Source organism: Streptomyces sp. NPDC020958 (assembly GCF_055562175.1).
On the sequence record NZ_JBVHFU010000005.1, the window covers coordinates 470,905 to 494,088 of the forward strand.

Annotated in this window: 14 protein-coding genes, 1 tRNA gene and 1 riboswitch; of the genes, 8 read left to right on the forward strand and 7 right to left on the reverse strand. The window is 73.2% G+C overall.

Going from position 1 to position 23,184, the window contains the following annotated elements:
* Positions 1–47 precede the first annotated feature (47 nt).
* The 3 genes from ACZ3KP_RS19160 to ACZ3KP_RS19170 all read left to right on the forward strand — a co-directional run bounded on the left by ACZ3KP_RS19160 (position 48) and on the right by ACZ3KP_RS19170 (position 2,605).
* Positions 48–121, forward strand: a tRNA-Met gene (locus ACZ3KP_RS19160).
* Between the two features lie 227 nt (positions 122–348).
* Positions 349–508: riboswitch (cyclic di-AMP (ydaO/yuaA leader) on the forward strand.
* Positions 509–517: 9 nt separating this feature from the next.
* The gene (locus ACZ3KP_RS19165; RefSeq protein ID WP_467500919.1) at positions 518–1,549 is read left to right on the forward strand and encodes a M23 family metallopeptidase; all 1,032 of its coding nucleotides are present in this window, start codon (positions 518–520) and stop codon (positions 1,547–1,549) included.
* A 93-nt stretch (positions 1,550–1,642) separates the two neighbouring features.
* Entirely contained in the window at positions 1,643–2,605 is a 963-nt protein-coding gene (locus ACZ3KP_RS19170) for an aldo/keto reductase (protein WP_467500921.1), read from the forward strand.
* Between the two features lie 155 nt (positions 2,606–2,760).
* On the opposite strand, the gene ACZ3KP_RS19175 is transcribed toward ACZ3KP_RS19170, so the two are convergent.
* The 4 genes from ACZ3KP_RS19175 to ACZ3KP_RS19190 form a co-directional block, all read right to left on the reverse strand.
* The gene (locus ACZ3KP_RS19175; RefSeq protein WP_467500923.1) at positions 2,761–4,086 is read right to left on the reverse strand and encodes a PrsW family intramembrane metalloprotease; all 1,326 of its coding nucleotides are present in this window, start codon (positions 4,084–4,086) and stop codon (positions 2,761–2,763) included.
* Between the two features lie 10 nt (positions 4,087–4,096).
* Entirely contained in the window at positions 4,097–4,978 is an 882-nt protein-coding gene (trmB, locus tag ACZ3KP_RS19180) for a tRNA (guanosine(46)-N7)-methyltransferase TrmB (RefSeq protein WP_358985863.1), read from the reverse strand.
* 53 nt (positions 4,979–5,031) lie between these two features.
* The gene (lhgO, locus tag ACZ3KP_RS19185) at positions 5,032–6,252 is read right to left on the reverse strand and encodes an L-2-hydroxyglutarate oxidase (protein WP_467500925.1); all 1,221 of its coding nucleotides are present in this window, start codon (positions 6,250–6,252) and stop codon (positions 5,032–5,034) included.
* A gap of 181 nt (positions 6,253–6,433) precedes the next feature.
* On the reverse strand, positions 6,434–7,858 hold the full coding sequence (locus tag ACZ3KP_RS19190; protein ID WP_467500928.1) for an MFS transporter: 1,425 nt from the start codon (positions 7,856–7,858) through the stop codon (positions 6,434–6,436).
* A gap of 726 nt (positions 7,859–8,584) precedes the next feature.
* On the opposite strand from ACZ3KP_RS19190, the gene ACZ3KP_RS19195 reads away from it, so the two are divergent.
* Both ACZ3KP_RS19195 and ACZ3KP_RS19200 read left to right on the forward strand, forming a co-directional pair.
* Positions 8,585–10,663 carry an asparagine synthase-related protein gene (locus tag ACZ3KP_RS19195; RefSeq protein ID WP_467500930.1) on the forward strand — a complete coding sequence of 693 codons (2,079 nt, stop codon included), beginning with the start codon at positions 8,585–8,587 and terminating at the stop codon, positions 10,661–10,663.
* A 391-nt stretch (positions 10,664–11,054) separates the two neighbouring features.
* A complete protein-coding gene (locus tag ACZ3KP_RS19200) occupies positions 11,055–14,372 on the forward strand; it encodes an AfsR/SARP family transcriptional regulator (protein WP_467500932.1) in 3,318 nt (1,105 codons plus the stop codon).
* Here ACZ3KP_RS19200 and ACZ3KP_RS19205 read toward each other — a convergent pair.
* Both ACZ3KP_RS19205 and ACZ3KP_RS19210 read right to left on the reverse strand, forming a co-directional pair.
* Positions 14,359–16,248 carry a sigma-70 family RNA polymerase sigma factor gene (locus ACZ3KP_RS19205; protein WP_467500934.1) on the reverse strand — a complete coding sequence of 630 codons (1,890 nt, stop codon included), beginning with the start codon at positions 16,246–16,248 and terminating at the stop codon, positions 14,359–14,361. The genes ACZ3KP_RS19200 and ACZ3KP_RS19205 overlap by 14 nt on opposite strands.
* Positions 16,249–16,418: 170 nt before the next feature.
* Complete coding sequence (locus ACZ3KP_RS19210) at positions 16,419–17,192, reverse strand: TetR/AcrR family transcriptional regulator (protein WP_467500936.1); 774 nt, start codon at positions 17,190–17,192, stop codon at positions 16,419–16,421.
* A gap of 371 nt (positions 17,193–17,563) precedes the next feature.
* Here ACZ3KP_RS19210 and ACZ3KP_RS19215 point away from each other — a divergent pair, with 371 nt between their 5' ends.
* Both ACZ3KP_RS19215 and ACZ3KP_RS19220 read left to right on the forward strand, forming a co-directional pair.
* Positions 17,564–18,943 (forward strand): NAD(P)/FAD-dependent oxidoreductase, encoded by a 1,380-nt coding sequence (locus tag ACZ3KP_RS19215; RefSeq protein WP_358985843.1) that lies wholly within the window; start codon positions 17,564–17,566, stop codon positions 18,941–18,943.
* A 184-nt stretch (positions 18,944–19,127) separates the two neighbouring features.
* Complete coding sequence (locus ACZ3KP_RS19220) at positions 19,128–20,774, forward strand: ATP-binding SpoIIE family protein phosphatase (protein ID WP_467500938.1); 1,647 nt, start codon at positions 19,128–19,130, stop codon at positions 20,772–20,774.
* Between the two features lie 33 nt (positions 20,775–20,807).
* Here the strand turns inward: ACZ3KP_RS19220 and ACZ3KP_RS19225 are convergent, their stop codons facing one another.
* Entirely contained in the window at positions 20,808–22,067 is a 1,260-nt protein-coding gene (locus tag ACZ3KP_RS19225; RefSeq protein WP_467500974.1) for an MFS transporter, read from the reverse strand.
* A gap of 165 nt (positions 22,068–22,232) precedes the next feature.
* On the opposite strand from ACZ3KP_RS19225, the gene ACZ3KP_RS19230 reads away from it, so the two are divergent.
* Complete coding sequence (locus ACZ3KP_RS19230) at positions 22,233–22,781, forward strand: MarR family winged helix-turn-helix transcriptional regulator (protein WP_366889780.1); 549 nt, start codon at positions 22,233–22,235, stop codon at positions 22,779–22,781.
* Positions 22,782–23,184 lie beyond the last annotated feature (403 nt).

The following is a 23,184-nucleotide window of genomic DNA, read 5'->3' on the forward strand; positions in this document are numbered from 1 at the left end:
ACCCGTGTGACTCGCACTCTTCGGATGGCGTATGCTGGTGTCACCGACGCGGGGTGGAGCAGCTCGGTAGCTCGCTGGGCTCATAACCCAGAGGTCGCAGGTTCAAATCCTGTCCCCGCTACTGAAACTCAGGGCCGGAATCCGGATCACGGATTCCGGCCCTGAGGCGTGTCCGGGCGCGCGTTTCTTGGAGGCGTGGTCAACTCGACCGTTTTTGGCCGGTCGTGGCAGGTAAGTCCATCGCGTGGAAGCTTAATGATCAAGGCGAATGGCTTGGAATCTTACCGCCGGGTCTATTAACGTTCGATAACGCAGCGCGGTCGTCCCAGCCGTCACCCGAGATGGCTCCGTGCGCACGCGCCGAATCCCGTCAAGGGAACCGGGGAACCACCACCTTGGGGTGAATCGCACGGCTGCCGCCGAGTACGAATCGGCCGGTATACGCGCGTAGGAGACCTTCCCGCTCCGAACCCGTCAGCTAACCCGGTAGGCGGCGGAAGGAAAGGAGTACGCCCGCGTGGCGTCCAACCGGCCTGCTCCGACAGCCCCGTTCGTACCCAGCCAGCGGCAGCCCGACACCTTCGGTTACGGCACCTACCGCACCGACGAGGGCCCCTGGGAGGAGTGGAACCCCACCGAGGAGTCCCTCGCCCCCGAGCGCGGCCGGCACCGGATCGCCAAGCAGCGCGGCGGCGGACTCGCCCGCAGCTCCACGGTCCTCGGCGTCGGCGTCATCGCCGCCGTCGGCGCGGGCGGCATGGCCACCGCCAACACCGGCCACCCGCCGGTCTCCATCTCCCTGCCGGACCTGCCGTCCGTCGACTCCCTGCTGGGCGACGGGGGCGGCCACCAGGCCACGCAGACGGCGCTGAGCAGCGTCACCACGACGGCCGCCACGGACGGGGACTCCTCGTCCGACGCCGGTGAGGCGCTGCGCAGCCGCATCATCGCCCAGGCCGAGCGGCAGCAGAACCAGTTGGACACCAAGGCGAGCGCCAAGGCCGTGGCCGCCGCCGACAAGGTGGTCGCCGCCGCGGAGGCCAAGGCGGAACAGGCCGCGGCCGCCAAGGCCGGCGCCGCCAAGGAGAAGGCGGTGGCCGCCGCCGCGCAGAAGGCCGAGCAGGCCCGGATCGCGGCGCTGGCCAAGCAGTACACGCTGCCCGTCGTGTCGTACACGATCACCGGCACCTTCGGCCAGGCCGGCTCCATGTGGTCCTCCGGCTACCACACCGGCCTCGACTTCGCCGCCCCGACCGGCACGCTGATCAAGGCCGTCCACGGCGGCACGATCACCGAGGCGGGCTGGGCCGGCTCCTACGGCTACCGCACGATCCTCACCCTGGACGACGGCACCGAGCTGTGGTTCTGCCACCAGTCGTCGATCGGCGTCAAGGTCGGCCAGAAGGTCGCCACCGGCGACGTCATCGGCCGCGTGGGCGCCACCGGCAACGTCACCGGCCCGCACCTCCACCTCGAGGTCCACCCCGGCGGCCAGCCCACCGGCATCGACCCGATGACCTGGCTGCGCGGCAAGGGCCTCAACCCCTGACGCACCTCCACCGGCCCCGGCGGGCCTTCCGCTTTTACGAGAACTTCGTATTGCGTGGGATGGCCCGCCTGCCGCGCCGCGTTGGAATGGAGCATGACTGCTTCTTCCGCATCCCCGGTCCTCCGTAAGCTCGGCGCCTCCGACCTGGAGGTCTTCCCGCTCGCCCTCGGCGGCAACGTCTTCGGCTGGACCGCCGACGAGGCCACCTCCTTCGCCGTCCTCGACGCCTACGCCGCCGCGGGCGGCAACTTCGTCGACACCGCCGACTCCTACAGCGCCTGGGTCGAGGGCAACCAGGGCGGTGAGTCCGAGACGATCATCGGCAAGTGGCTCAAGGCGCGCGGCAACCGCGACGACGTGGTCGTCGCGACGAAGGTCAGCCAGCACCCCGAGTACGCGGGCCTGTCGGCCGCCAACATCAAGGCCGCCGCCGACGCCTCCCTGCGCCGCCTCGGCACCGACCACATCGACCTCTACTACACCCACTTCGACAAGCCCGAGGTGCCGGTCGAGGAGATCATCGGGGCGCTGGACGAGCTGGTGCGGGCCGGCAAGGTCCGGCACATCGCCGCGTCCAACATCAGCGCCGAGCGGCTCCAGGAGTCCCTGGACTTCTCCGACCGCGAGGGCCTGGCCCGGTACGTCGCCCTCCAGCCGCACTACAACCTGGTCTCCCGCGACACCTACGAGGGCTCCCTCCAGGACCTCGCCTCCCGCACCGGCCTCGCCGCGGTCCCGTACTTCGCCCTCGCCTCCGGTTTCCTCACCGGCAAGTACCGCCCCGGCACGACGGTCGACAGCGTCCGGGCGGGCGGGGCCGCCAAGTACCTGGAGTCCGAGCGCGGCCAGCGGGTCCTGGTGGCCCTGGACGAGATCGCCGAGGCCCACGCGGCGCCCGTCCCGACGGTCGCCCTGGCCTGGCTGGCGGCCCAGCCCACCGTCACGGCCCCCATCGCCTCGGCCCGCACGGTGGAGCAGCTCCCGGCGCTCCTCGCAGTGGCGGACCTGACTCTGACGGACGAGGAACTGCTGAGGCTGACACGGGCTTCGGCCTGACGGCGCGGCGACGAGGGCGGGGACCGCGGGGGTGGGGGCGGCAGGGACGGCGGGGGCGGGGACGGAGCGGTGACCCGGCTGCTCTCCGCACCCCCGCCCCCCCCGGGCCCTCCCCCCCGGGCCCTGCCCCCCCCGGGCCCTGCCCCCCCGGGCCCCTACGACCGGTACGGGTTGCAGGGCGTGGACGGCAGGGGTGTCGCGCCGTACCACGCCGGGGCTCCGGGGACCGGTGCGACCGGACAGCCGTAGCCCGTGCCCGCCGTGCGGGACGCGTACTCCAGGGCGGGGCGGGCGAGTTCGCGGCGGCTCCACAGTTCGGTCAGCAGTTCCCGTTCCCGTACGACGAAGTCGGCCCCGGCCCGCCCCCGCTGCCCCCGGCGCCGCAGCAGCGCGAGTGCCGTCGCGTACTCCTCGTACTCGGTGACCGCCCGCCCGGCGGGCTTCCCGAAGTGGTACGCGGCGTACTCCCGGGCGATCTGCCGGGCCCGCATCGACCCGAGGACGAACGGCTCGGCCGCCCCCAGCCACCCCGCGTACACGTACGCCGGCAACTCCTCCCGCACCGTCCGCAGCTCCCGCTGCCGCGTCCACACCGCCAGCCAGGTCAGCAGCCCGAACAACGGCACCATGAACATGCCGTACACGGCGAAGAACCCGAACTGCCCGAAGGTCGAGGACCCGTTCCAGAGCGCGTGCATGCTCATCGCGAGCAGCAGCCCGCACACCGGCGCCAGCACGCGCCGCGCCCGCTGCCGTTCCCCGGAGAGCGCGGCGACGCCGAAGCCGATCCCGGTGAGGACGGTGAACAGGGGGTGCGCGAAGGGCGACATGACGATGCGCACGAAGAAGGTGGCGGCGGTGACGGAGGCGATCCCGCGGTCACCGGTCAGCTGGTCGGTCCCGAAGGCCGTACCGAGGTAGAGGATGTTCTCGGTGAACGCGAACCCCGTGGCGGTGACCCCGGCCACCACCACCCCGTCGACGATCCCGGTGAAGTCCCGTCTGCGGAAGAGGAAGACCAGCAGCACGGCCGCGGCCTTCGCGGACTCCTCGACGATGGGCGCTATCACGGTCGCCCCGAGCGTGTCCGCGTCACTCGGATCCGCGGTCGCCGTCGCTATCCAGTGGGTGGCGAAGCTGTTGGCGACGATGGCTATCAGCGCGGCCGCGCAGGCGCCCCAGGCGAAGGCGAACAGCACGTTCCGCCAGGGGCCCGGCTGCACGCGGTCGAGCCACCGGAAGGCGCTCACCAGCAGCGGCACGGGCAGCACGGCGAGCCCGAGCCCGACGAGGAACCCCTCGGTCCCCGTCTGTTCCCGCACCAGCGCGAGGATGACGAGCCCGGAGACGGCCAGCAGCGTGCCCAGCGCCCCGTACCGCACCCAACGCCGCTGCCACCAGCGAGGATGCCGCAGCCCTTCGGCGGCGGGATGCGGCGGGTAGGGCGGGTACGGCGGGTACTGCGGCGGAGAGGTGGCCACGGCATCGACCCTAACGAGGTGACTCCAGTCGGTGCTGCTCGCTCGGCCGCACCCGATGCTGTACGCGACGGAAGAGCAGATCGTTCACCACATGTCCCTTGTCCAGCCCCTGACCCTCGAAACGGGTCAGCGGCCGGTACGGCGGACGTGGCGCGAAACCGCCGTCGGCCTGTGTGTTCTCGAAGTCGGGGTGCGCTTCGAGCACGTCGAGCATCTGCTCGGCGTACGGCTCCCAGTCCGTCGCGCAGTGCACGGTCGCCCCCGGCTTCAGCCGGGTCGCGACGAGGTCGAGGAACTCGGGCTGGATCAGCCGCCGCTTGTGGTGCCGCTTCTTCGGCCAGGGGTCGGGGAAGTAGACGCGCAGCCCGTCGAGCGAGTCGGGCCGGAGCATCTCCCGGAGCAGGATGATCGCGTCGCCGTTGCCGACCCGGACGTTGGACAGCCCCTGCTGGTCGGCGAGGTTGAGCAGGTTGCCCTGCCCCGGCGTGTGCACGTCCACGGCGAGGATGTTGACGCCCTGGTCCTCGGCGGCCATCTGCGCGGTGGCCTCGCCCATCCCGAACCCGATCTCCAGCACCACCGGGTTGCCGTTGCCGAACAGCTCGTCGAGGTCGATGACCCGCTGTCCGTCGATGTCCAGCCCCCACTTGGGCCACAGCCGCTGCAGCGCGTCGGCCTGCCCGGAGGTCACTCTGCTGCGGCGCGGCTGGAAGCTGCGGATCCGCCGCTCGAAGTGCGACCCGGCGGGATCGGCCCTGGGTCCGTCCGGGAACCGCGGCTCCCCCTTGGCCCGGGTGTGCCGGACGGGCACCCCGGGGGTGTGGTGGGAGCCGGCGCCGGGGACGGTCCCGGCGGGCTGAGGGGCTTCGGGGGCATTGAGCGAGTCAGACACAGTGCCTCCGATTTTACGGCCCGTACCCGCCGTGGACGGGCCCCGTGCGGGAGTCACACCGGACCCAGCATCTCCAGCGCCCGCCGTGCCACCTCCCGCCCGATCGGCAGCGAGGCCGTCGCCGCGGGCGAGGGCGCGTTCAGCACGTGCACCGCGCGCGGCCCCTCCTTGATCAGGAAGTCGTCGACGAGCGTCCCGTCCCGCAGCACGGCCTGCGCCCGCACCCCGGCCGCCGCCGGCACCAGGTCACCTTCGTCCACGGCGGGCAGCAGCCGCCGTACGGCCTTGGTGAACGCCTTCTTCGACACCGACCGGCGCAGTTCCCCGCCCCCGTACCGCCAGTGCCGGCGCGCCAGCGTCCACGAACCCGGCCAGGCCAGCGTCCCGGCGACCTCCCGGGGCCGGACCACGCCCCAGCCGTACCCCTCGCGGGCCAGTGCCGGCACCGCGTTGGGCCCGATGTGGACACCGCCGTCGATCCCGCGCGTGAGGTGCACCCCGAGGAACGGGAACGCCGGGTCCGGCACCGGGTACACCAGCCCCCGCACCAGCTCCGGCCGTGCCAGCTCGTAGTACTCGCCGCGGAACGGCACGATCCGCATGCCCGGCTCGTCGCCGGTCAGCCGCGCGAGCTCGTCGCAGTACAGCCCGGCGCAGTTCACCAGCACGCGCGCGCGTACGACGTCGCCGCGCGAGGTGAGCACGGCCACGCCCCGCTCCGGGCGCCGGTCCACCCGGACGACCCGGGCGCCGTACCGGATGTCGGCCCCCGAAGCCGCGCCGAGCTGCCGCGCGACGCCCACGAAGTCGCACACCCCGGTGGTCCCCACGTGTATGGCGGCCAGCCCCCGCACCTCGGGCTCGTACTCGCCGATCTGGGCGGCCCCCAGTTCGCGCACCGGTATGCCGTTCTCCCGGCCGCGCTGGACGAGCGCGTGCAGCCGGGGCAGCTCGGCCCGCTCGGTGGCGACGATCAGCTTGCCGGTGACGGCGTGGGCGATGCCGTACTCCGCGCAGAACTTGACCATCTCGGCGGCGCCCTCGACCGCGTACCGGGCCTTCAGTGACCCGGGCCGGTAGTAGATCCCGCTGTGGATGACCCCGCTGTTCCGCCCGGTCTGGTGCCGGGCGGCCCCGGCCTCCTTCTCCAGCACGGTGACCCGGGTCCCGGGCGCGGCCCGGGTGATCGCGTACGCGGTGGACAGCCCGACGATCCCCCCACCGACGACGAGCACGTCACAGTCGTAAGCAATCCCGGCGCGCACCTGCACCACCTCCCACATCGATAGTGCACTGCGCCACTGACAGTCACTTCAAACGCCGGTGCGTGGAGCGCGCCCCTTCAGGGGCGCTGGGGGTGCCCCCGGCCGAAGGCTGGGGGAGGAACTGCGCGAGCAACCACGATGCACCCGCACCCGCCCGATCAAATGAACCCGGCAGAAGTCGAGGCGCCCCTCACGCCGGCGCCATCAACAACGGCCGCGCCCGCTCACGCAGCTCCACCACCCGTGGCTCGTCCCCGTACGGTTCCAGCCGGTGCAGCAGGTCCTTCACGTACTCGGTGGTCCGCGCCGACGAGATCCGCCCCGCCACCTCCACGGCCCGCACCCCCTGCTCGCACGCGGCGTCGAGGTTCCCGGACTCCAGTTCGGCCACGGCGGACACGACCAGCCGCAGCCCGTGCGACCGCACGAACTCCTCCGTCGGCTTCGACAGCGCCTGCTCCGTGAACCTGCGCACCTGGCGCGGCGCCTTCAGGTCCCGGTAGCACTCGGCGGCGTCGGCGGCGAACCGGTCGTAGCCGTAGAAACCGAGCCAGGAGGGATCGTTGTCCCCCTCACGCGCCCGTTCCAGCCAGCCTTCCGCGGCCTTCAGCGCGGCCCCCGCGGCCAGGGCGTCGCCCGCGCGCGCGTGGGCCCGCGCCTCGACCAGCCGGAAGAAGCTCATGGTCCGCGCGGTCGCCAGTCCCCGGTTGCGTTCGACGGCGGCCTGCGCGAGGTCCACGCCCTCGTCGCCGAACCCGCGGTACGTCGCCTGCAACGACATCGATGCCAGCACGTACCCGCCGAGCGGTACGTCCGCGGCCGCGCGGGCGAGCCGCAGGGCCTGGATGTAGTACCGCTGCGCGGCCTCCTGCTGACCGGTGTCGAACGCCATCCACCCGGCCAGCCGTGTCAGCTCGGCACTCGCCCCGAACAACGCCCGCCCGACCTCGTCGGAGTACGCGCCGAGCAGCAGCGGTGCCGCCTCCACCCGTAAACACTCCGGCACCATCGAGGAACGCCAGTCACCGCCGCCGTACTTGGAGTCCCAGCGCCTGGCGTCCTCGGCGGCCTCCCGCAGTTTCTGCACATCGCTGTGGCCGACTTTGAGCGGTGCGCCCGCACCCTCGGCGCCGATCGCCTCGCGCGCGACCGAACTGTCGGCGGGGGTTATCAGCCAGCGCGAGGCGGGCGTTGCGTATGCGCTCACTGCGAACGATCCGGCGAGCGACTGCCAGATGCCACCGGCACCGGCCCGGCGGCCGGCCAGGTCGAGACGGTACAGGTCCGTCGCGGACCGCACCGCCTGTCCGACGTCCCTGGGGAAGGCGAGGCCCACTTCGGGCGCGGGATCCGCGTCCGCCAGGCCGATCTCGTGGAGCGGCACCGGGCGGCCGAGCTTCTGGCCGATCGCGGCGGCGATGAGGTGCGGCGCGGCGCCCTGCGGCACCATGCCCTTCGACACCCAGCGCGCCACCGACGTCTTGTCGTAGCGAAGAGTCAACCCGCGTTGCGCGCCAAGGTCGTTGACGCGTCGTGCGAGTCCTGCGTTGCTGATTCCCGCGAGGGCGAGAACGGCGCCGAGCTTTTCGTTCGGCCCGCGTTGCTCCCTGGACATGCGCCACCCCTCGACACAGACGGCTGCCGCGCTGGCATAACCACGCGGCATTCGTAAACCCAGCGTAGTTCGCCGCATCCCAAGCGTTAAGGGGCATTGTTCCGGATGGCGGGATTGTGGTCCGTACGCGAGTGCGGCCCGTATACGCACCGTGCACGGCCTGTCGCGCCGTGCCCCCGCCGTGTGGCCGTGCGCCCGCCCGTGCGCTCTTCTCCGGCCATGGGGGGAGCGGTTCCATGGTTTCCGCGTGGGTCGGCCCGCTGTACTGGATCCAGCGGGCTGGGGGACACCGCCACCTTCATCCCCGCGGGTGGCGGACCGGTCCGGGAGGCGATGCCCGCCTCCCGGACTGTGCGTGTCCCGACACGCGAGCGTGCGATGCGCAAAGCATGTACGGAGCGTGCGCAAGCCCACGCGGCCTTCGTCGATTTGGCCGAAAATCGACCCTGCCCTTCGTGGGTGATCAACGCTCCTACCATGGGAATTGAGGGCGCGAAGGGCGTTCTGGGGGAGCGTACAGGGGGCGCATTCACGTCGCAGTTTCCCTGCGCCCCACGGCGGTTCGCTTCTTCCGCGGCATCCGAGTGCGCCCTCTCCTGCGACAACTCCGCGACGCCCGCCGGGGATCAAAGGCGCCCCCGCCGTCCCTACGGAGCGCGCCGTTCATGGCAGCATGGGGACCCGGTTCGTACCGTGCATGGTTGTCCACAGCCTGTGGAGGCGTCGATGCGGTGGTTGGTGGGATGGAGCAGCACCGCCTCCGGTGCCGCCACGATCGGCTCCGCCGGCGCCCTGGGATACGACGGCGAGACCGTCCACCCGGTCGGCTCCATGCTGCTGTGGGGCGACCCCGACCCGCTCTGGGCGGTCGGCGACTGGCGCCCCGACGAGGTTCGGGTGATCAAGGCCGACGGGCCGAACCGCATCGCCGTCCTCGGCACCTGCGGCGCCACCGACGAGGAGCTGCGTCTCGGCCTCTTCACGGCGCGCGGGGGCGCACTCCGGCATCTGACCGCCTGGCCCGGCAGCTACACGGCCGTCGTCCAGGTCGGCCGCCGGATCACCGTCTGCGGCGACCTCGCGGGCGCCCGCCCGGTCTTCCACAGCTCCTGGGCCGGTGGTACGGCCTACGCCACGGCCGCGCTGCCGCTCGCCGACCTCATCGAGGCCAACCTCGACTACGGCCACCTCGCCGCGCTGCTCGCCGCCCCCGACGTACCGGCCGCGCTGCACGACTCCACGCCCTACGAGGGCGTACGGCGCATTCCGCCGGGGCATGCGCTGATCCTGCGCGCCGGGGCGCGCGAGGTCGCGGGGTACGAGCAGGTCACCTCGCTGGCCGTCGCGGCACCCTCCGCCGACCCCGACAGCGCGGTGGACGCGGTACGGGACGCGCTCGTAGAAGCCGTACGCGCGCGGCTGTCGGCGCCCCGGCACGTCCCGGACATCGACCCTGGTCCGGTCCCCGGAATGGGCCCCGCCGAGCGGCGGGCGGCCCGCGGGATGCCGGTGCCCGGCATCGGCGCGGACCTGTCCGGCGGCCCGGCGTCCGGAACCCTCGCACTGCTCGCCGCCGGGCTGCCCGGCATGCCCGGCACCGTTCTCGGCCACGGCACGGGCGCCGGCGAACGCCTCCTCGCCGTCACCTTCAACGACCTCGCCGTGGTCGGCCGCGAGTCGGAAGTCGAACGGGCCGGAACCCTGGCGGCCAACCCGCGTCTGCACCACGTGGTGGTGACCGGCGGCGAGGAGATCCTCCCGTACGCCGACCTGGAGGGCCCCCTGACCGACGAGCCCGGGCCGTCCCTGGTCTCCGCGGCCCGGCACCGCGCCCGGCTCGCCGCGGGCAGCGCCGACCACTTCACCGGCTACGGCGCCCGCCAGGTCCTGGACGCGCACCCCGCCCGCCTCGCCGACCTGCTGATGGACCGCAAGCGGCGCCACCTGGTCCGCCCGGTGGCCGCGCTCGCCAAGGCCGACGGCTCGGTGATGGTCCCCGCGCGCGTGTACGGAGCGGCGCGCAAACTCGCCCGCACGCCGTACCGCGCGGGCGTCGAGTCCCTCGCCGAGCGCCTGCTCAGACGCCGCTTCGACGACCCCGGGGGCGCCGTCGGGGCGTCCCTGGCGGCGCTCACCTGGGCGAGACCCGGCCCCGCGGCGCGCTGGCTGACGGGTGAGGCCCTGGCAGAAGTATCGGTTCTGCTCCAGGGCTCGGCGAACCGCTCCGGCGTCGGCCCCGGGCAACGCCCCGGAGACTACCGCGCGCGGGCGGTGCTGGCCCGTCACGCGGCCGACATCCGGGTGCTGGAACAGGCCGCCGAGATCCGCTCCCAGCGACTGCACGCGCCCTTCCTCGACAACCAGGTGGTCCGCGCCTGCCGGGCCCTGCCCGAAGCGCTGCGCGTCCAGCCGGGCGCCCGCGCGGCCATCCTCCGCACGGTCCTGGAGGGCGCCGGCGTCACCGACCTCCCGCCGGGCTGGGGCGCACCCTCGCACGCGTCCTCCGCGGCGGCCACCCGTACCGGGCTGCGCGTGGCGGCCGACGAGCTGATCGCCCTCTTCTCCACGCCGTTGCTGGCGCAGGCCGGGCTGGTGGAGGCACGGGTGGTCCGCAAGGCGCTGCGCGCCGCGGCGGCGGGCGAGCCGCTGCCGCTGGACGGGCTGGCCGACCTGGTCTCCCTGGAGCTGTGGCTGCGCCGGCTCCTCTCCCGCCGGGGCACCTGCTGGACCGGCACCCCGGCACGCGCGCGTGCGGTGCCCGCGGGGATCCGGCCGATGCGGGGGGCACTGGCCTCGGGGGCGTGACCCTGCGGGGTGCGGGGTGCGGGGTGCGGGGGGATGGAGGTTGTCCGGCCGCGAGCCGGTGGGGGGCGATCTCGACCGCGCGGCGGTTGCCGTGTGTCGGATAGGCCCCGCGCCCCGACGGGGCGCTGTCCGGCCGTGTCCCGTCGAGCCGCGGGCAGTCGTGCCTCCCCGAAGCCCCGAAGCCCCGAAGCCCCGAAGCCCCGAAGCCCCGAAGCCCCGAGTGCCGAAAGGGCCTGGGAGGCGTCCCCAGGCGGCGCGGGTGGGCGCGACGGCACCCCGTCGGCGCCGGCGAGCGTCCCGCCCCCGCCCGCCCCCACCCCCGGGTGATCCTCTCGACACCCCGCGTTCGAAACCCCGTGCCCCGGCTTCCCGCCCCGGTGACAATGACCCGGTGCGGTACCGAATCCTGGGCGTGGCCCGAGCCAGCGACGACCAGGGGGAGCCCGTACCCGTCGGCGGCCCCCGGGTCCGGGCCCTGCTCACCGCCCTCGCCCTGCATCCCGGCCGCAGCCTCACCCCGGAAGCGCTCATCGGGGAGATCTGGGCGGCTGACGACACCCCGCCCCAGGACGCCCCCGCCGCCCTCCAGGCCCTCGTCGGACGCCTGCGCAGGGCGCTGGGCAGGGACAGCGTCGCATCCACCCCCGGCGGCTACCGGCTGGCCGCCACCGAGGACGACATCGACCTGCACGTCTTCGAGCGGCGGGTACGCGAAGGCACGGAAGCCCTGGCCACGGGCGACCCCGCGACGGCCCACCGCGTTCTCACCGAGGCCCTCGCCCTGTGGCACGGGCCCGCCCTCGCCGACCTCCCCGACCGTGCCACGGCCGCCGCCCGGCCCGAGGCGCTCCGCCTGGAAGCCACCAGGGCCCGCGCCGACGCCGCCCTCGCCCTCGGACGCGCCCTCGACGTCGTACCGGAGCTGACGGAGCTGACCGCGGCCCACCCGTACGACGAACCGCTGCACGCCCTCCTCATCCGTGCGCTGCGCGACACCGGCCGCCCGGCGGACGCCCTCGCCGCCTACGAGACCGCCCGCCGCACCCTCGCCGACGGCCTCGGCACCGACCCGGGACAGGAACTCCGGGACCTGCACGCGTCGTTGCTGACACAGGAGCCCACCCTGCTGCCCGCGCCCCCGCCCCGCACCGGCAACCTCCGTCCGCGCCTTACCTCGTTCGTGGGCCGGGAACCCGAGCTGGAAGCCATACGTTCCGAATTGCACAGGGCCCGTCTCGTCACCCTCACCGGACCGGGCGGCTCCGGAAAGACCCGTCTCGCCGAGGAGGCCGCCGTCCGGCTCCCGCAGGCCTGGCTGGTCGAGCTCGCCCCGCTCGACCGGCCGGAGGCGGTGCCAGGCGCGGTGGTCAGCGCGCTCGGTCTGCGCGAGACCGTGCTCATGACCAACGAACTGGCGAGCCCGGGGGCCGACCCCACAGCCCTGCTCGTCGAGCACTGCGCCCGGCGCAGCCAACTCCTGATCCTTGACAACTGCGAACATGTCATCGAAGCGGCGGCCTCCCTCGCCGAGACCCTGCTCACCCACTGCCCGGGGCTCACGATCCTCGCCACCAGCCGGGAACCCCTGGGCGTCCCGGGTGAGTGGGTGCGCCCGGTCGAGCCCCTCGCCCCCGAGCAGGCGCACCGCCTCTTCGAGGAGCGCGCCGCCACCGTCCGCCCCGGCACCGGCGCCGAGCCGGGGTACGCGGCGGCGGTCGGCGAGATCTGCAGGCGTCTGGACGGACTGCCGCTCGCCATCGAGCTGGCGGCGGCCCGGCTGCGGCTGCTGACGCCCCGGCAGATAGCGGACCGCCTCGACGACCGCTTCCGGCTGCTCACCTCCGGCAGCCGCACGGTCCTGCCCCGCCAGCAGACACTGCGCGCGGTCGTCGACTGGTCCTGGGACCTGCTCGACGAACGGGAGCGGACGGTCCTGTGCGAGGTGTCCGTCTTCGCGGGCGGCTGGGACCTCGCGGCGGCGGAGGCCGTGTGCACCGGCCCCGCGGCGGACCTGATCGGGGCTCTCGTCGACAAGTCCCTGATCGTCGCCACCCCGGACGTACCGGGGGTGCTCGACGGCACCGTCGACGGCAGCGCCCCCGGAGGCATGCGGTACCGCATGCTGGAGACCATCCACGAGTACGCCGTCGAACGGGCCGCGGAGAGGCCCGGACTGCGCGCCGCGGCGGAGCGGCGGCACCGGGCGTGGGTGCGCGCGCTGGTGGCGGAGGCGGAGCCGAAACTGCGCTCCGCGGAGCAACTCCCGTGGATCCGCCGTCTGGAGACCGACCTGGACAACATCCGTGCCGCACTCGCCCGCGCGGTGCGCGCGGGCGACGAGGCGCAGGCGGGCGCGATCGTCCTGGCCGTCTGCTGGTTCTGGTGGCTGTGCAACTACCGTCAGGAGGCGGTGGCCTCGGTGCGTGCGGTGCTGTGCCTCGGCGTCGCCCGGGACGCCCTGCCGAAGGACGCGGGACCGGACGAACTGCGGGTGTTCGCCGACACGGCCGACCCGATCGGCGCCCTGTTGGCCACCACCGAGGACGCCGAGTCCCGACATCCGCTGCGCGAGCTGCGCATGGACCTGCGGCTGTTCCACCTCTTCCTGATGTCCGAGTCCGATTCCAGGGACTTCCCGAGGGACAAGCGCCTGCGGCCGTACCTCGCCCGGGTACGGGCCGCCTACGAGCGCGGCGGGCCCCCAGCCGCGCGGCTGCCCGGCCTCATCTGGCCGCTGACGGCCTGGTACCTGGGCGGCCCGGTGGACGTCGGCCCCGACATGGCCGCCGTCGTCGCCAACTGCCGGGTCCACGGCGGGGACTGGGAGGTCGGCGTCATGCTGATGTACCGCGCCCATGTCCGGGTCGACTCACCGGGGAATCTGCGGGGCATCGACGAGGACCTGGCCGAGTTGCGCATCCTCAGCCGGCGGGTCGGGGACCGCTGGATGCGGGCGCAGGTGTGCAGCGCGGCGGGCGAGGCCGACATGGCGCGCGGCCGGTTCGGCCAGGCGGCGGGCGAGTACGAGGAGGCGCTGCGGCTCGCCCACGAGGTGGGCGCGTACGCGGAGACGCCGTTTCTGCTGGCGCGGCTCGCCGAGATCGCCTTCCGGGCCGGTGACCTGGCCGGTGCCCACACCGCCCTGGACCGGGCGGCCGAGGCCTGCGAACGGTACGGGGTGGCGGAGACGAAGGCGTACGTGGCGCTGCTGCGGGCGCAGCTCGCTCACCACGACGGGGACCTGCCCACGGCACTCGAGCACTACGCGGTCGCCCGCACGGCCACCGCGCAGGGCACCCCGCCCCCGCAGTTCGCAGCGGCGTTCCGAGCGGTGGAGGCCCTGCTCGTGGCGCTGGAGCACGGCCCGGCCCGGGGCCTGCCGATCGTGGCCGACGCGCTGCGCGAGGCGACGGCACAGCGGTGCGCCGAGGTCATCACGGCCGCCCTCGCCGACATCGCCGCCGACCTGCTGGCCCGGCTCGGCGATCTGGCGCGCGCGGTACGGCTGTTCGCGGCGGCCGACCAGTGGCGCGACGGAGGCCCCCGGCCGGAACCGGAGCGCAGCCGCGCCGAGGAGGTCGACGCGGCGGCCCGCACGGCGCTGACCCCGCAGCGCTACGCGGCCGAGCGCTCACGCGGCGCGTCCCTGACCGAGGAGGACGTCCTGCGCGAGCTGGACGGGATCCCGGCAGCCCCTAGCGGCAGCTGAACGTCGACTCGGCCCAGTCGGCGAGCGTGAGCGAGTCGAAGGCGCCGTTCCGCGGCTCCACCACCAGGCGCACGGTGCGGCGCCCCGTGAGGTTCACGTGGACGGGGACGGCCGGCCGGCCGCCCTCGACCGTTCCGGACCGCCACAGCCGCACCCCGTCGCCGTAGACGGTGAAGACGACCTTGCCGAGGCCGAGGGTCAGGTCGTCGACGCCGGCCATCGCGTCGTAGGCGGTGCACTGCCGGTTCAGGTCGATGGTGACGGAGGAGGAGCCGTGCACGGTGACGCCGTGCGTGTACTCCTTGCCGGCGACCGTCAGGCCGTGGCGCTGCCACACCCAGCTGCTCTCGCCGAGCCGCATCTCGGGCCGGGTGCCGTCGCCGGTGACGTCGAAGCGCAACTCGCTCCACTGGTAGACGACCGGGGCGGGCGGCGGCGTGGGCGCCTGGGTGGGCGTGGGGGTGGGTCGCGGGCTGGGCGTGGGCGCCGGGGTGGGGGTCGGGGTGGGGGTCGGCGTGGGGGCCGGTTTCGGCTTCGGGCTCGGGCGCGGGATCGGTGTGGGAGCCGAGGTGGGGGTGGAGATGGGAGTCGGCTCGGGGGCGAGGACCACGGGCTCGGGGGAGGGCTTCTGCTTGGGCCGGGCGGGGGCCGGGGAAGCGGGCCGGACGACCGGTGCGGACGGGGTGGGCCGGGCGACCTCCTTCACGGGGTGGCCGTCGTTCGTCAGGGCGAGGGCGACCGCGGCGATCGCCGCGGCGACCACGCCGGCGGCGACACCGGCCTTCACCGGCGCCCCCAGGCCCTCCGAGGCCGCGGCCCCGCCGCCCGCTCCGCCGCCGGACGAGCCGCTCGCCGCGGCGGCCGCACCAGCGGCCCCGGCTCCGGCGCCACCGGCGACGATCCCGAGCGCCTTGGCGTACCCGGCGGCCCCGAACCAGCCGATGACCGCGACCGGCACGACAGCCGGGATACCGGCGGCCACCTCCTCGATCTGGACGGCGGCCAGCCGGCACCGGGCGCACTCCTCCAGATGCTTGCGCAGCCCCCGCTCCGCGCGGATGCGCAGCTTTCCACGGGCGTAGCCGCCGAGTTGGTCGGCGTAGCGGGCGCACTCCTCGTCGTCGGTTAGGGCGGCGCTGACATGGGCCTGGAGGTAGGCCTGCTTCAGCCCTTCGCGGGCCCGGCTGGCGAGCACCCGGGTGCCGTTGGCGTCGAGTCCGAAGAGGGTGGCCACCTCGCTCGGCGACTCGTCCTCGACCTCGGTGTGCCACAGCACGGCCTGCCAGCGCTCGGGCAGCGAAAGGAAGGCCTGCATGGCCATCGACTGCTCGGCCTCGTGCATCGCGCGGACGTCGGCGCCGGGATCGATCGTGTCGTCGCCGGGCACCGCGGATCCGTGCGAGGCCTGCGCCGCGAACACCGCGAAGTCGTCGACGAGCTGCTCACGCCGGGCCGACCTGATCCACTGGGCCGCGACCCGCCGTACGGAGGTGAGCAGATAGGCGCGCACGGCGTGTTCGGGCCCGTGCCCGCCGCGCACGGCCTGCAGCATCCGGGCGAACACCTCGGCGGTCAGGTCGTCGGCGGTGTGGCCGTCCCGGCAGCAGCCGCGCGCATACCGCCGGACCGCGTCGGCGTGCCGCCGGTACAGCTCCTCGTACGCCGCGTCGTCGCCGGCCCGCATCCGCTCGATCAGCAGCCCGTCGGCGGGCGGCAGCTCCCGGCGCGGCGGCGGCACACTCCCGTCGCGCTGTGCCGGAACGTTCCCCTCCGGCGGCCCGGGGGTCGGGGCAGCGGACCGGCCGCCCTGGCTGGGCACCTGGGGCGCGGTCGTCTCGTCCCCGACGGACGCGTCGTCCCACCCGTCAACGCTCATCGCGGACGCCCCCGATGCCTGCCCGAACCGACCGATTCACCGGGTCAGATTCCCACACGGGCGTTCGTCCCGGCCGCTGAGGAACGGACGTACCACTCGTCCGAGCGCACTTGCACCTGTGGAACCCGGGGCGGTGACCGGTGGGTGGCCACCGCCACGCGGGCGCACCGTCAGGACCGCGACCGCAATCCCTCCAGCAGGATGTCCAGCAACCGGGCCGAAGCCGCCGCCTGCTGGGCCGCGTCCGGCAGGGACGGCGCCGCCGTGGCGATCACCAGCAGCACGTCGGAGACGGAGACGTCCGGCCGCAACTCACCGGCCGCCCGGGCCCGGTCCACCAGCCGCCCCACCACGTCGAGCAGCGCGGCCGCCCCCGCGTCGTCGGAGCCGCCGGCCACCGGCTCCCCCGCCACCAGCCGCAACTCCGCGGCCCCCGGCTGGGTCCGCTGCTGCGGCACCCGGGTCTCCTCGGCCCCGGCGCCCGCGCTCGAGCCGCCGACCTCCTCAGGCACCCCGACCCGCAGCACCTGCGGCGGCAGCAGCCGCCCCGCGCCCGACGCCACCGACGTGCGCAGGAAGCGCGCCAGCGCCGACCAGGGCTCGTCCTCCTGGCCGAGGGCGGCCCGCGCCTGATCGGTCAGCCGGGAGGTCTCCTCCTCGGCTATGCGCCGGACCAGCACGTCCTTGCTCGGGAAGCGCCGGTACACCGTGCCGACCCCGACCCGTGCCCGCCGCGCCACGTCCTCCATCGGCGCGCCGTAGCCCAGTTCGCCGAAGACCTCGCGTGCCGCTCGCAGCACGTGTTCCAGATTGCGCTGTGCGTCCACCCGCAGCGGCGTCGTACGTGGCCCGTCACCGCGCCCGTTGCCCGCCGCCGCGCTCACCGTTCCGCCGCCGGACGCGAGGGCGGAAGCCGGTGACCAATGTGTGTCCTGAATATGCATCTGTGTTCCCCCGGTTAATGACGTCTCCCCCCGGAGACTCTCCCCGCACTGATAGCCGGAGCGAGCGGAACCGACGCCGGGCGGACCGCCCGTCGTAGGCCGTTCGGCCACTTCCCCCACACCCCGTCGACACACGAACATAGTTGAGAGGCTGTCAATTCAGAAGGGGGACGTTCCGCACGGAGCGCCCCCCGATCGGAGTACGCGTCGCCTACGTCCCGATTCGGTACCTTCGCGCCCCCTCGTCCGCCCCACTGACCTGGCCCCTTTCGTCCGGTGCGGAAGGCGCACCCGACGCCCCGCACAGCCGCCCGCCGGTCACACAAATTGCCGGGGCTGTGGACAAACAAGAGTCACGGGTGCGTCATGGGATGGTGAAGGAACGTGCGCGCATTCTCGTTGTCGGCGGCGGCTACGTCGGGATGTACACGGCCCTGCGGCTGCAACGGACACTGAAGCGGGAGCTCAGCCGGGGCGAGGTCGACATCACTGTCGTCGCTCCCGACCCCTACATGACGTATCAGCCGTTCCTTCCCGAGGCGGCCGCGGGTTCGATTTCCCCTCGTCACGTCGTCGTACCCCTGCGGCGCGTCCTGGACCGGTGCCATGTCGTCATCGGCGAGGTGACGTCCGTCGAACACGCCGCGCGCACCGCCGCCGTCACCACGCTCGCCACCGCGGAGGAGCGAAAAGGCGCCACTTTTCTGCAGTACGACGAACTGGTGCTCGCCCCCGGCTCCGTCGCGCGCACGCTGCCCATCCCCGGCCTCGCCGAGCACGGCATCGGCTTCAAGACCGTCGAGGAGGCCATCGGCCTGCGCAACCACGTCATCGAGCAGATGGACATCGCCTCCTCCACCCGCGACCCCGCGGTCCGCGACGCCGCCCTCACCTTCGTCTTCGTCGGCGGCGGCTACGCGGGCGTGGAGGCACTCGGCGAACTGGAGGACATGGCCCGCTACACCGCGCGGTACTACCACAACATCCAGCCCGAGGACATGAAATGGATCCTGGTCGAGGCCACCGACCGGATCCTCCCCGAGGTCGGCCACGAACTCGGCCGCTACACCATCACCGAACTGCGCCGCCGCAACATCCAGGTGCTGCTCGGCACCCGCCTGGAATCCTGCGCCGACCGGGTCGCCGTGCTCAGCGACGGCCAGCGCTTCCCGACCCGCACGCTCGTGTGGACGGCCGGCGTCAAACCGAACCCCCTGCTCGCCGCCACCGATCTGCCCCGCACCCCGCGCGGACGGCTGAAATGCACCGCCGAGCTGACGATCGACGGCGTCGACCACGCATGGGCCGCGGGCGACGCCGCCGCCGTCCCCGACGTCACCGCCGCCGAACCCGGCACCGAGACCGCCCCCAACGCCCAGCACGCGGTCCGTCAGGCCAGGGTCCTCGGCGACAACATCGCGCACGCCCTGCGCGGTGAACCCCTCGACACCTACGAGCACGCCTACGTCGGCTCCGTCGCCTCCCTCGGCCTGCACAAAGGCGTCGCCCAGGTCTACGGGCGCAAGCTGAAGGGTTACCCTGCCTGGTTCATGCACCGCGTCTACCACCTGAGCAGGGTGCCCACCGTGAACCGCAAGGCCCGCGTGCTCGCCGAATGGACCCTCTCCGGGCTCTTCAAACGGGAGATCGTCTCGCTCGGATCACTCGAACATCCCCGAGCGGAGTTCGAACTCGCGGCCGGTGGAAAGCCTCCTCACAGCCCTTCCGACGACTCGAACGGGTCGTCCTGACGGGAACGAGGAACTCCACGGGCCGCCCCGGCGTCTGACCGATGTCGCCGCCGACGGCCACCCTGCCAGACTGCCCTGCGACCGAGCACAAGGCTTCTCCCCAGAACTGCACCGGGGGACCTCCCCCGGACTCCCCGGCCGCTCCCGTCAGCCGGCCGGAGACGACGACACGAGGCAAGGATTCGTGAACTTCACGCGCTGGAGCGCCCGGCTCCCCGGAACGCAGCGCCGCGCCGCAGCGCGGACCGAGCACGCGGTCCCCCCGGACCGACGGGGAGAAGGCTCCGTGCCGGCTGCCCGCGCCGAACAACTGACCGACGACCCGCCCGGTGTGCCCGCCGTCGACGAACTGCCCGCCCGCGACGTCCTCGACCACGTCCCGGCCCTGGTCGCCCTCGTCCACGGCCCCGACCACCGCATCGCCTACGTCAACGACGCCTACACGGCGGCCTTCGGAGCGAGACCCCAGGGCGCCCCGGCCCGCGAGGCCCTCCCCGAACTCGCCGAACTCGGTCTCCTCCCGCTCCTCGACCAGGTGCTGCGCAGCGGCAAGCCCCGCACCCTCAAGTCCCGCAAGGCCCTCGACGGCCGCACCTACACGTTCACCTGCACCCCCGTCGCCGAGAACGACGACCGCGACGGCGGCGTCCTGCTCTTCGCCACCGACGTCACCGACCACGCGGAGGCGGCGGAGCGACTGCGCGCCAGCGAACGCAGCCAGCGTGAGACGGCCGTGACCCTCCAGCGCAGCCTGCTCCCGCAGGAACTCGAACAGCCGGACGACCTGCGCATCGCGGCCACCTACCAGCCCGGCGGCACCGAAGCCGCGGTCGGCGGCGACTGGTACGACGTCATCACCCTCGGCGGCGGCCGCACGGCCCTCGTCATCGGCGACGTCATGGGCCGCGGCGTCCGCGCGGCGGCCGTGATGGGCCAGCTCCGTACGGCCGTGCGGGCCTACGCCCGCCTGGACCTCCCCCCGCACGAGGTGCTCCAACTCCTCGACGGCCTCGCCACCGAGATCGACCCCGACCAGATCGCCACCTGCGTCTACGCCGTCCACGACCCGAACGAGGGCAGGCTGGTGTACGCCTCCGCCGGCCACCTCCCGATCCTCGTCCGCGACGAGAGCGGGACCGTGCTGCGCACCGACGAGCCGACCGGCCCGCCGCTGGGCACCGGCGGCTGGGTGCACACGTCGGGCTCGGTACCGCTGGGCCCCGGTTCCACGGCCGTCCTCTACACGGACGGCCTGGTGGAACGCCGCAACGAGGACCTGGACGAGGGGATCGCGGCGCTGGAGCGCGCGCTGGCGGGGGCCACCGGCACCCCGGGGGTCGTCTGCGACCGCCTGGTCCGCTCCGCCGGCGTCACGGCCGGCCACGACGACGACGTCGCCGTCCTGGTCCTCCAGCACCCGGCCCGCACCGGCCCGGACGGTGAGCTGTTCCGCAACGCCGCGCTGGACCTCCTCGGCGGTATCGAGGCCGCACCCCGTGCGCGGGCGTTCGCCTCCGGGGTGCTGACCAGCTGGCGCTTCCCGGCCGACCTCCACGACCTGGGCGTCCTCGCCACCAGCGAACTGGTCGCCAACTCCCTCCAGCACGGCACCCCGCCCATGCGGCTGCGGCTCCGCCGCACCGATCGCCGACTGATCATCGAGGTGACGGACGGCGACGACCACCTGCCACGGCGCCGCCGCGCGGAACCGGGGGACGAGTCGGGGCGGGGGATCGCGATCGTCGCGACGATCGCGTCCGGCTGGGGGTCCCGGCGGACGCCCGGGGGCGGGAAGGCGGTGTGGTGCGAGTTCGTGCTGCCGAAGGAGTAGCGCCGTGGGGGTAGCGCCGGAGGGGTGCGGCCCTTACGCGGACACGGACTCCGAAGCCGCGCCGCCCCGGGCCACGACCCTGCTCCTCGCGGCGAGCCAAGGGTGGTCCTGGGCCGTCGTCAGCCTCTTCCCGAGCCGTATCGCCAGGACACTGATCCCCAGGGAGAACAGCAGGAACGTCGCGATGTAAGGCGTCGGCAGCGAGGCCCCCAGCGGGCCTCCCACTGCCGGGCCGACCGCCAGGGCGAGCTGCTTCACCAGGGCGAACGCCGAGTTGTACTGGCCGGCCATCCCGGTCGGCGCGAGGTCGGCCACCAGCGGCGCCACCGTCGGCGACAGCATGGCCTCACCCAGCCCGAACAGCGCGTAGGTCGACACGAACGCGGCGGTCGCCATCTCCTGACTGCCGTGCCCCAGCCCCGCGTATCCGGCCACGGCCCACGCCACGGCCCAGATCAGCCCGACCCCGGCGATCACCCGCGACCGCCGTCGGCGCTCGACGAACTTGAGCACGGCGAACTGGGCGACGACGATCATCAACGTGTTCGCGGCCAGCGCGGTCCCCAGGGCCGACGTCGATATCCCCGCGGCCTCGACGCCGTACGCGCTCAGCCCGGACTCGAACTGTCCGTAGCACGCGAAGAACAGCACGAAGCCCAGCACGGAGAGCTGCACCATGGCCCGGTTCTCCAGCAGCTGCCGCCAGCCGCCCTTGGCGGAAACGGCCGCAGCGTCCGCGATCCGTGGCGCGTGGGGCGTTCGTACCGTCGACATCACCACGGCCAGCAACAGGAACATCGCCGCCTCGATCGCGAACAGCAGCGTGAACGACGAGACGCGGGTCGTGTCGACGAGGTGGCCGCCGATGAGACCACCGACGCCCAGCCCCAGGTTCTGCAGGAAGAACTGGGTCGCGAAGGCACGCGACCTCGTCTCCGCCGCCGAGCAGTCCACGATCATCGTCGCCAGGGCGGGCTGCATGACCGCCTGTCCCGCCCCGAGCAGGGCGGCGGCGCCCAGCACGGCCGGCGCGCTCCCCGCCAGCCCCAGGCTCAGCGCTCCGACAGCGGCCGTGACCAGGGTGGCGAGAAGGACCGGAAGTGGACCGCGCCGCACGATCGCCCGACCGGCGAGCGGCAGCACGATCAGCGCGGCCACGGCGAAGACGGCCAGCACGAGCCCCGCCGTCATGGCGCCGAGTCCCCGCACCTGCGCCACATAGACGTACAGGTAGGGGACGGTGAAGCCGAGCCCGAACGCGCTGAGTGCGTTTCCCACGTGGATCCGGCGCATCGCTGCGCCCATCGCCCTGGTCACGTTCACCTCTCTCAGGTAGTCGAGTCCACTAGTTGAGCTAGCGGACTGCTGAAGTCTGAAGACTTAGAAGCTAAAGTTCGAAGCTAAAGACTACATCCCGAAGGACTTCGACGCCAAGCCTGGCCGTGCGATACTGCGGCCATGGCCGAGACCCCCGGCGCCGCCGAGCCGACGCTCGACGAACAGATCGCCGCCTACCAGCGCGAGTTCCAGGACCTCGACCCACAGGTCGAGCAGGTCGTCTCGGCGCTGTCCCGGCTCAACCGCCGGATGAACGTGGCCTACGGCCGCCAGACCGCAGCCCTCGGCATCAGCAACGCGGAGTGGGAGGTCCTCAAGGCCCTCGTCCTCTCCGGTGCCCCCTACCGCATGGGCCCCAGCGACCTGGCCAAGCGCCTCGGCCTGACCCCGGCCGCGATGACGCACCGAATCGACCGCATGGTCACCGAGGGCCTCGTCACCCGGGAGCGGGACGAGAACAACCGCGTTCGGGTGATCGTCGAGCTGACTCCCGAGGGCCGCGAGAAGTGGCTGGAGGCGATGCGCCTCGCCACTGTCTTCGAGGAGGACCTGCTCCAGGACCTCTCCACCGCGGAGCGCGCGGTGCTCGGCGAGGTCCTCATCAGGCTGCTGCGCCGCGTGGAGCACGCCCAGCCCGACGCCGGCGGCCGGCTCACGGACCTGGACTAAAAGATCTTGACAGAGGGTGCTTGACACGCCCCTGGCCGATCCGTAGAGTTCTTCGGGTTGCCGCAGAGCCGGAACGGTTCTTCGACAGCACCTCAGCCGCCCCGAGCGGCACAACAAACCACAGCACGATCTCCTGACGGGGTTGTTTTCGGCGTGCCCGAATTCAATTCGAATATGGGTCGGCGGCCTCGATTGGGAATCGCCGAGCGGATCCGCTAAGGTTTGAGACGTCGGAACGGCCCAACAGCCGGGATGACAACCCCCGCTGACTGGGAATCAGGACCGAGAGGATCTGATAGAGTCGGAAACGCCGGAAAGGGAAACGCGAGAGCGGGAACCTGGAAAGCACCGAGGAAATCGGATCGGAAAAAGATCTGATAGAGTCGGAAACGCAAGACCGAAG

What these genes read in the sequence shown, in the direction of transcription:
- ACZ3KP_RS19205 (WP_467500934.1), bottom strand. Translation starts at nt 16,248, where the DNA reads ATGAGCGTTGACGGGTGGGACGACGCGTCCGTCGGGGACGAGACGACC.
- ACZ3KP_RS19195 (WP_467500930.1), top strand. Translation starts at nt 8,585, where the DNA reads ATGCGGTGGTTGGTGGGATGGAGCAGCACCGCCTCCGGTGCCGCCACG.
- ACZ3KP_RS19210 (WP_467500936.1), bottom strand. Translation starts at nt 17,192, where the DNA reads ATGCATATTCAGGACACACATTGGTCACCGGCTTCCGCCCTCGCGTCC.
- ACZ3KP_RS19230 (WP_366889780.1), top strand. Translation starts at nt 22,233, where the DNA reads ATGGCCGAGACCCCCGGCGCCGCCGAGCCGACGCTCGACGAACAGATC.
- ACZ3KP_RS19215 (WP_358985843.1), top strand. Translation starts at nt 17,564, where the DNA reads ATGGTGAAGGAACGTGCGCGCATTCTCGTTGTCGGCGGCGGCTACGTC.
- ACZ3KP_RS19170 (WP_467500921.1), top strand. Translation starts at nt 1,643, where the DNA reads ATGACTGCTTCTTCCGCATCCCCGGTCCTCCGTAAGCTCGGCGCCTCC.
- ACZ3KP_RS19225 (WP_467500974.1), bottom strand. Translation starts at nt 22,067, where the DNA reads ATGCGCCGGATCCACGTGGGAAACGCACTCAGCGCGTTCGGGCTCGGC.
- ACZ3KP_RS19190 (WP_467500928.1), bottom strand. Translation starts at nt 7,858, where the DNA reads ATGTCCAGGGAGCAACGCGGGCCGAACGAAAAGCTCGGCGCCGTTCTC.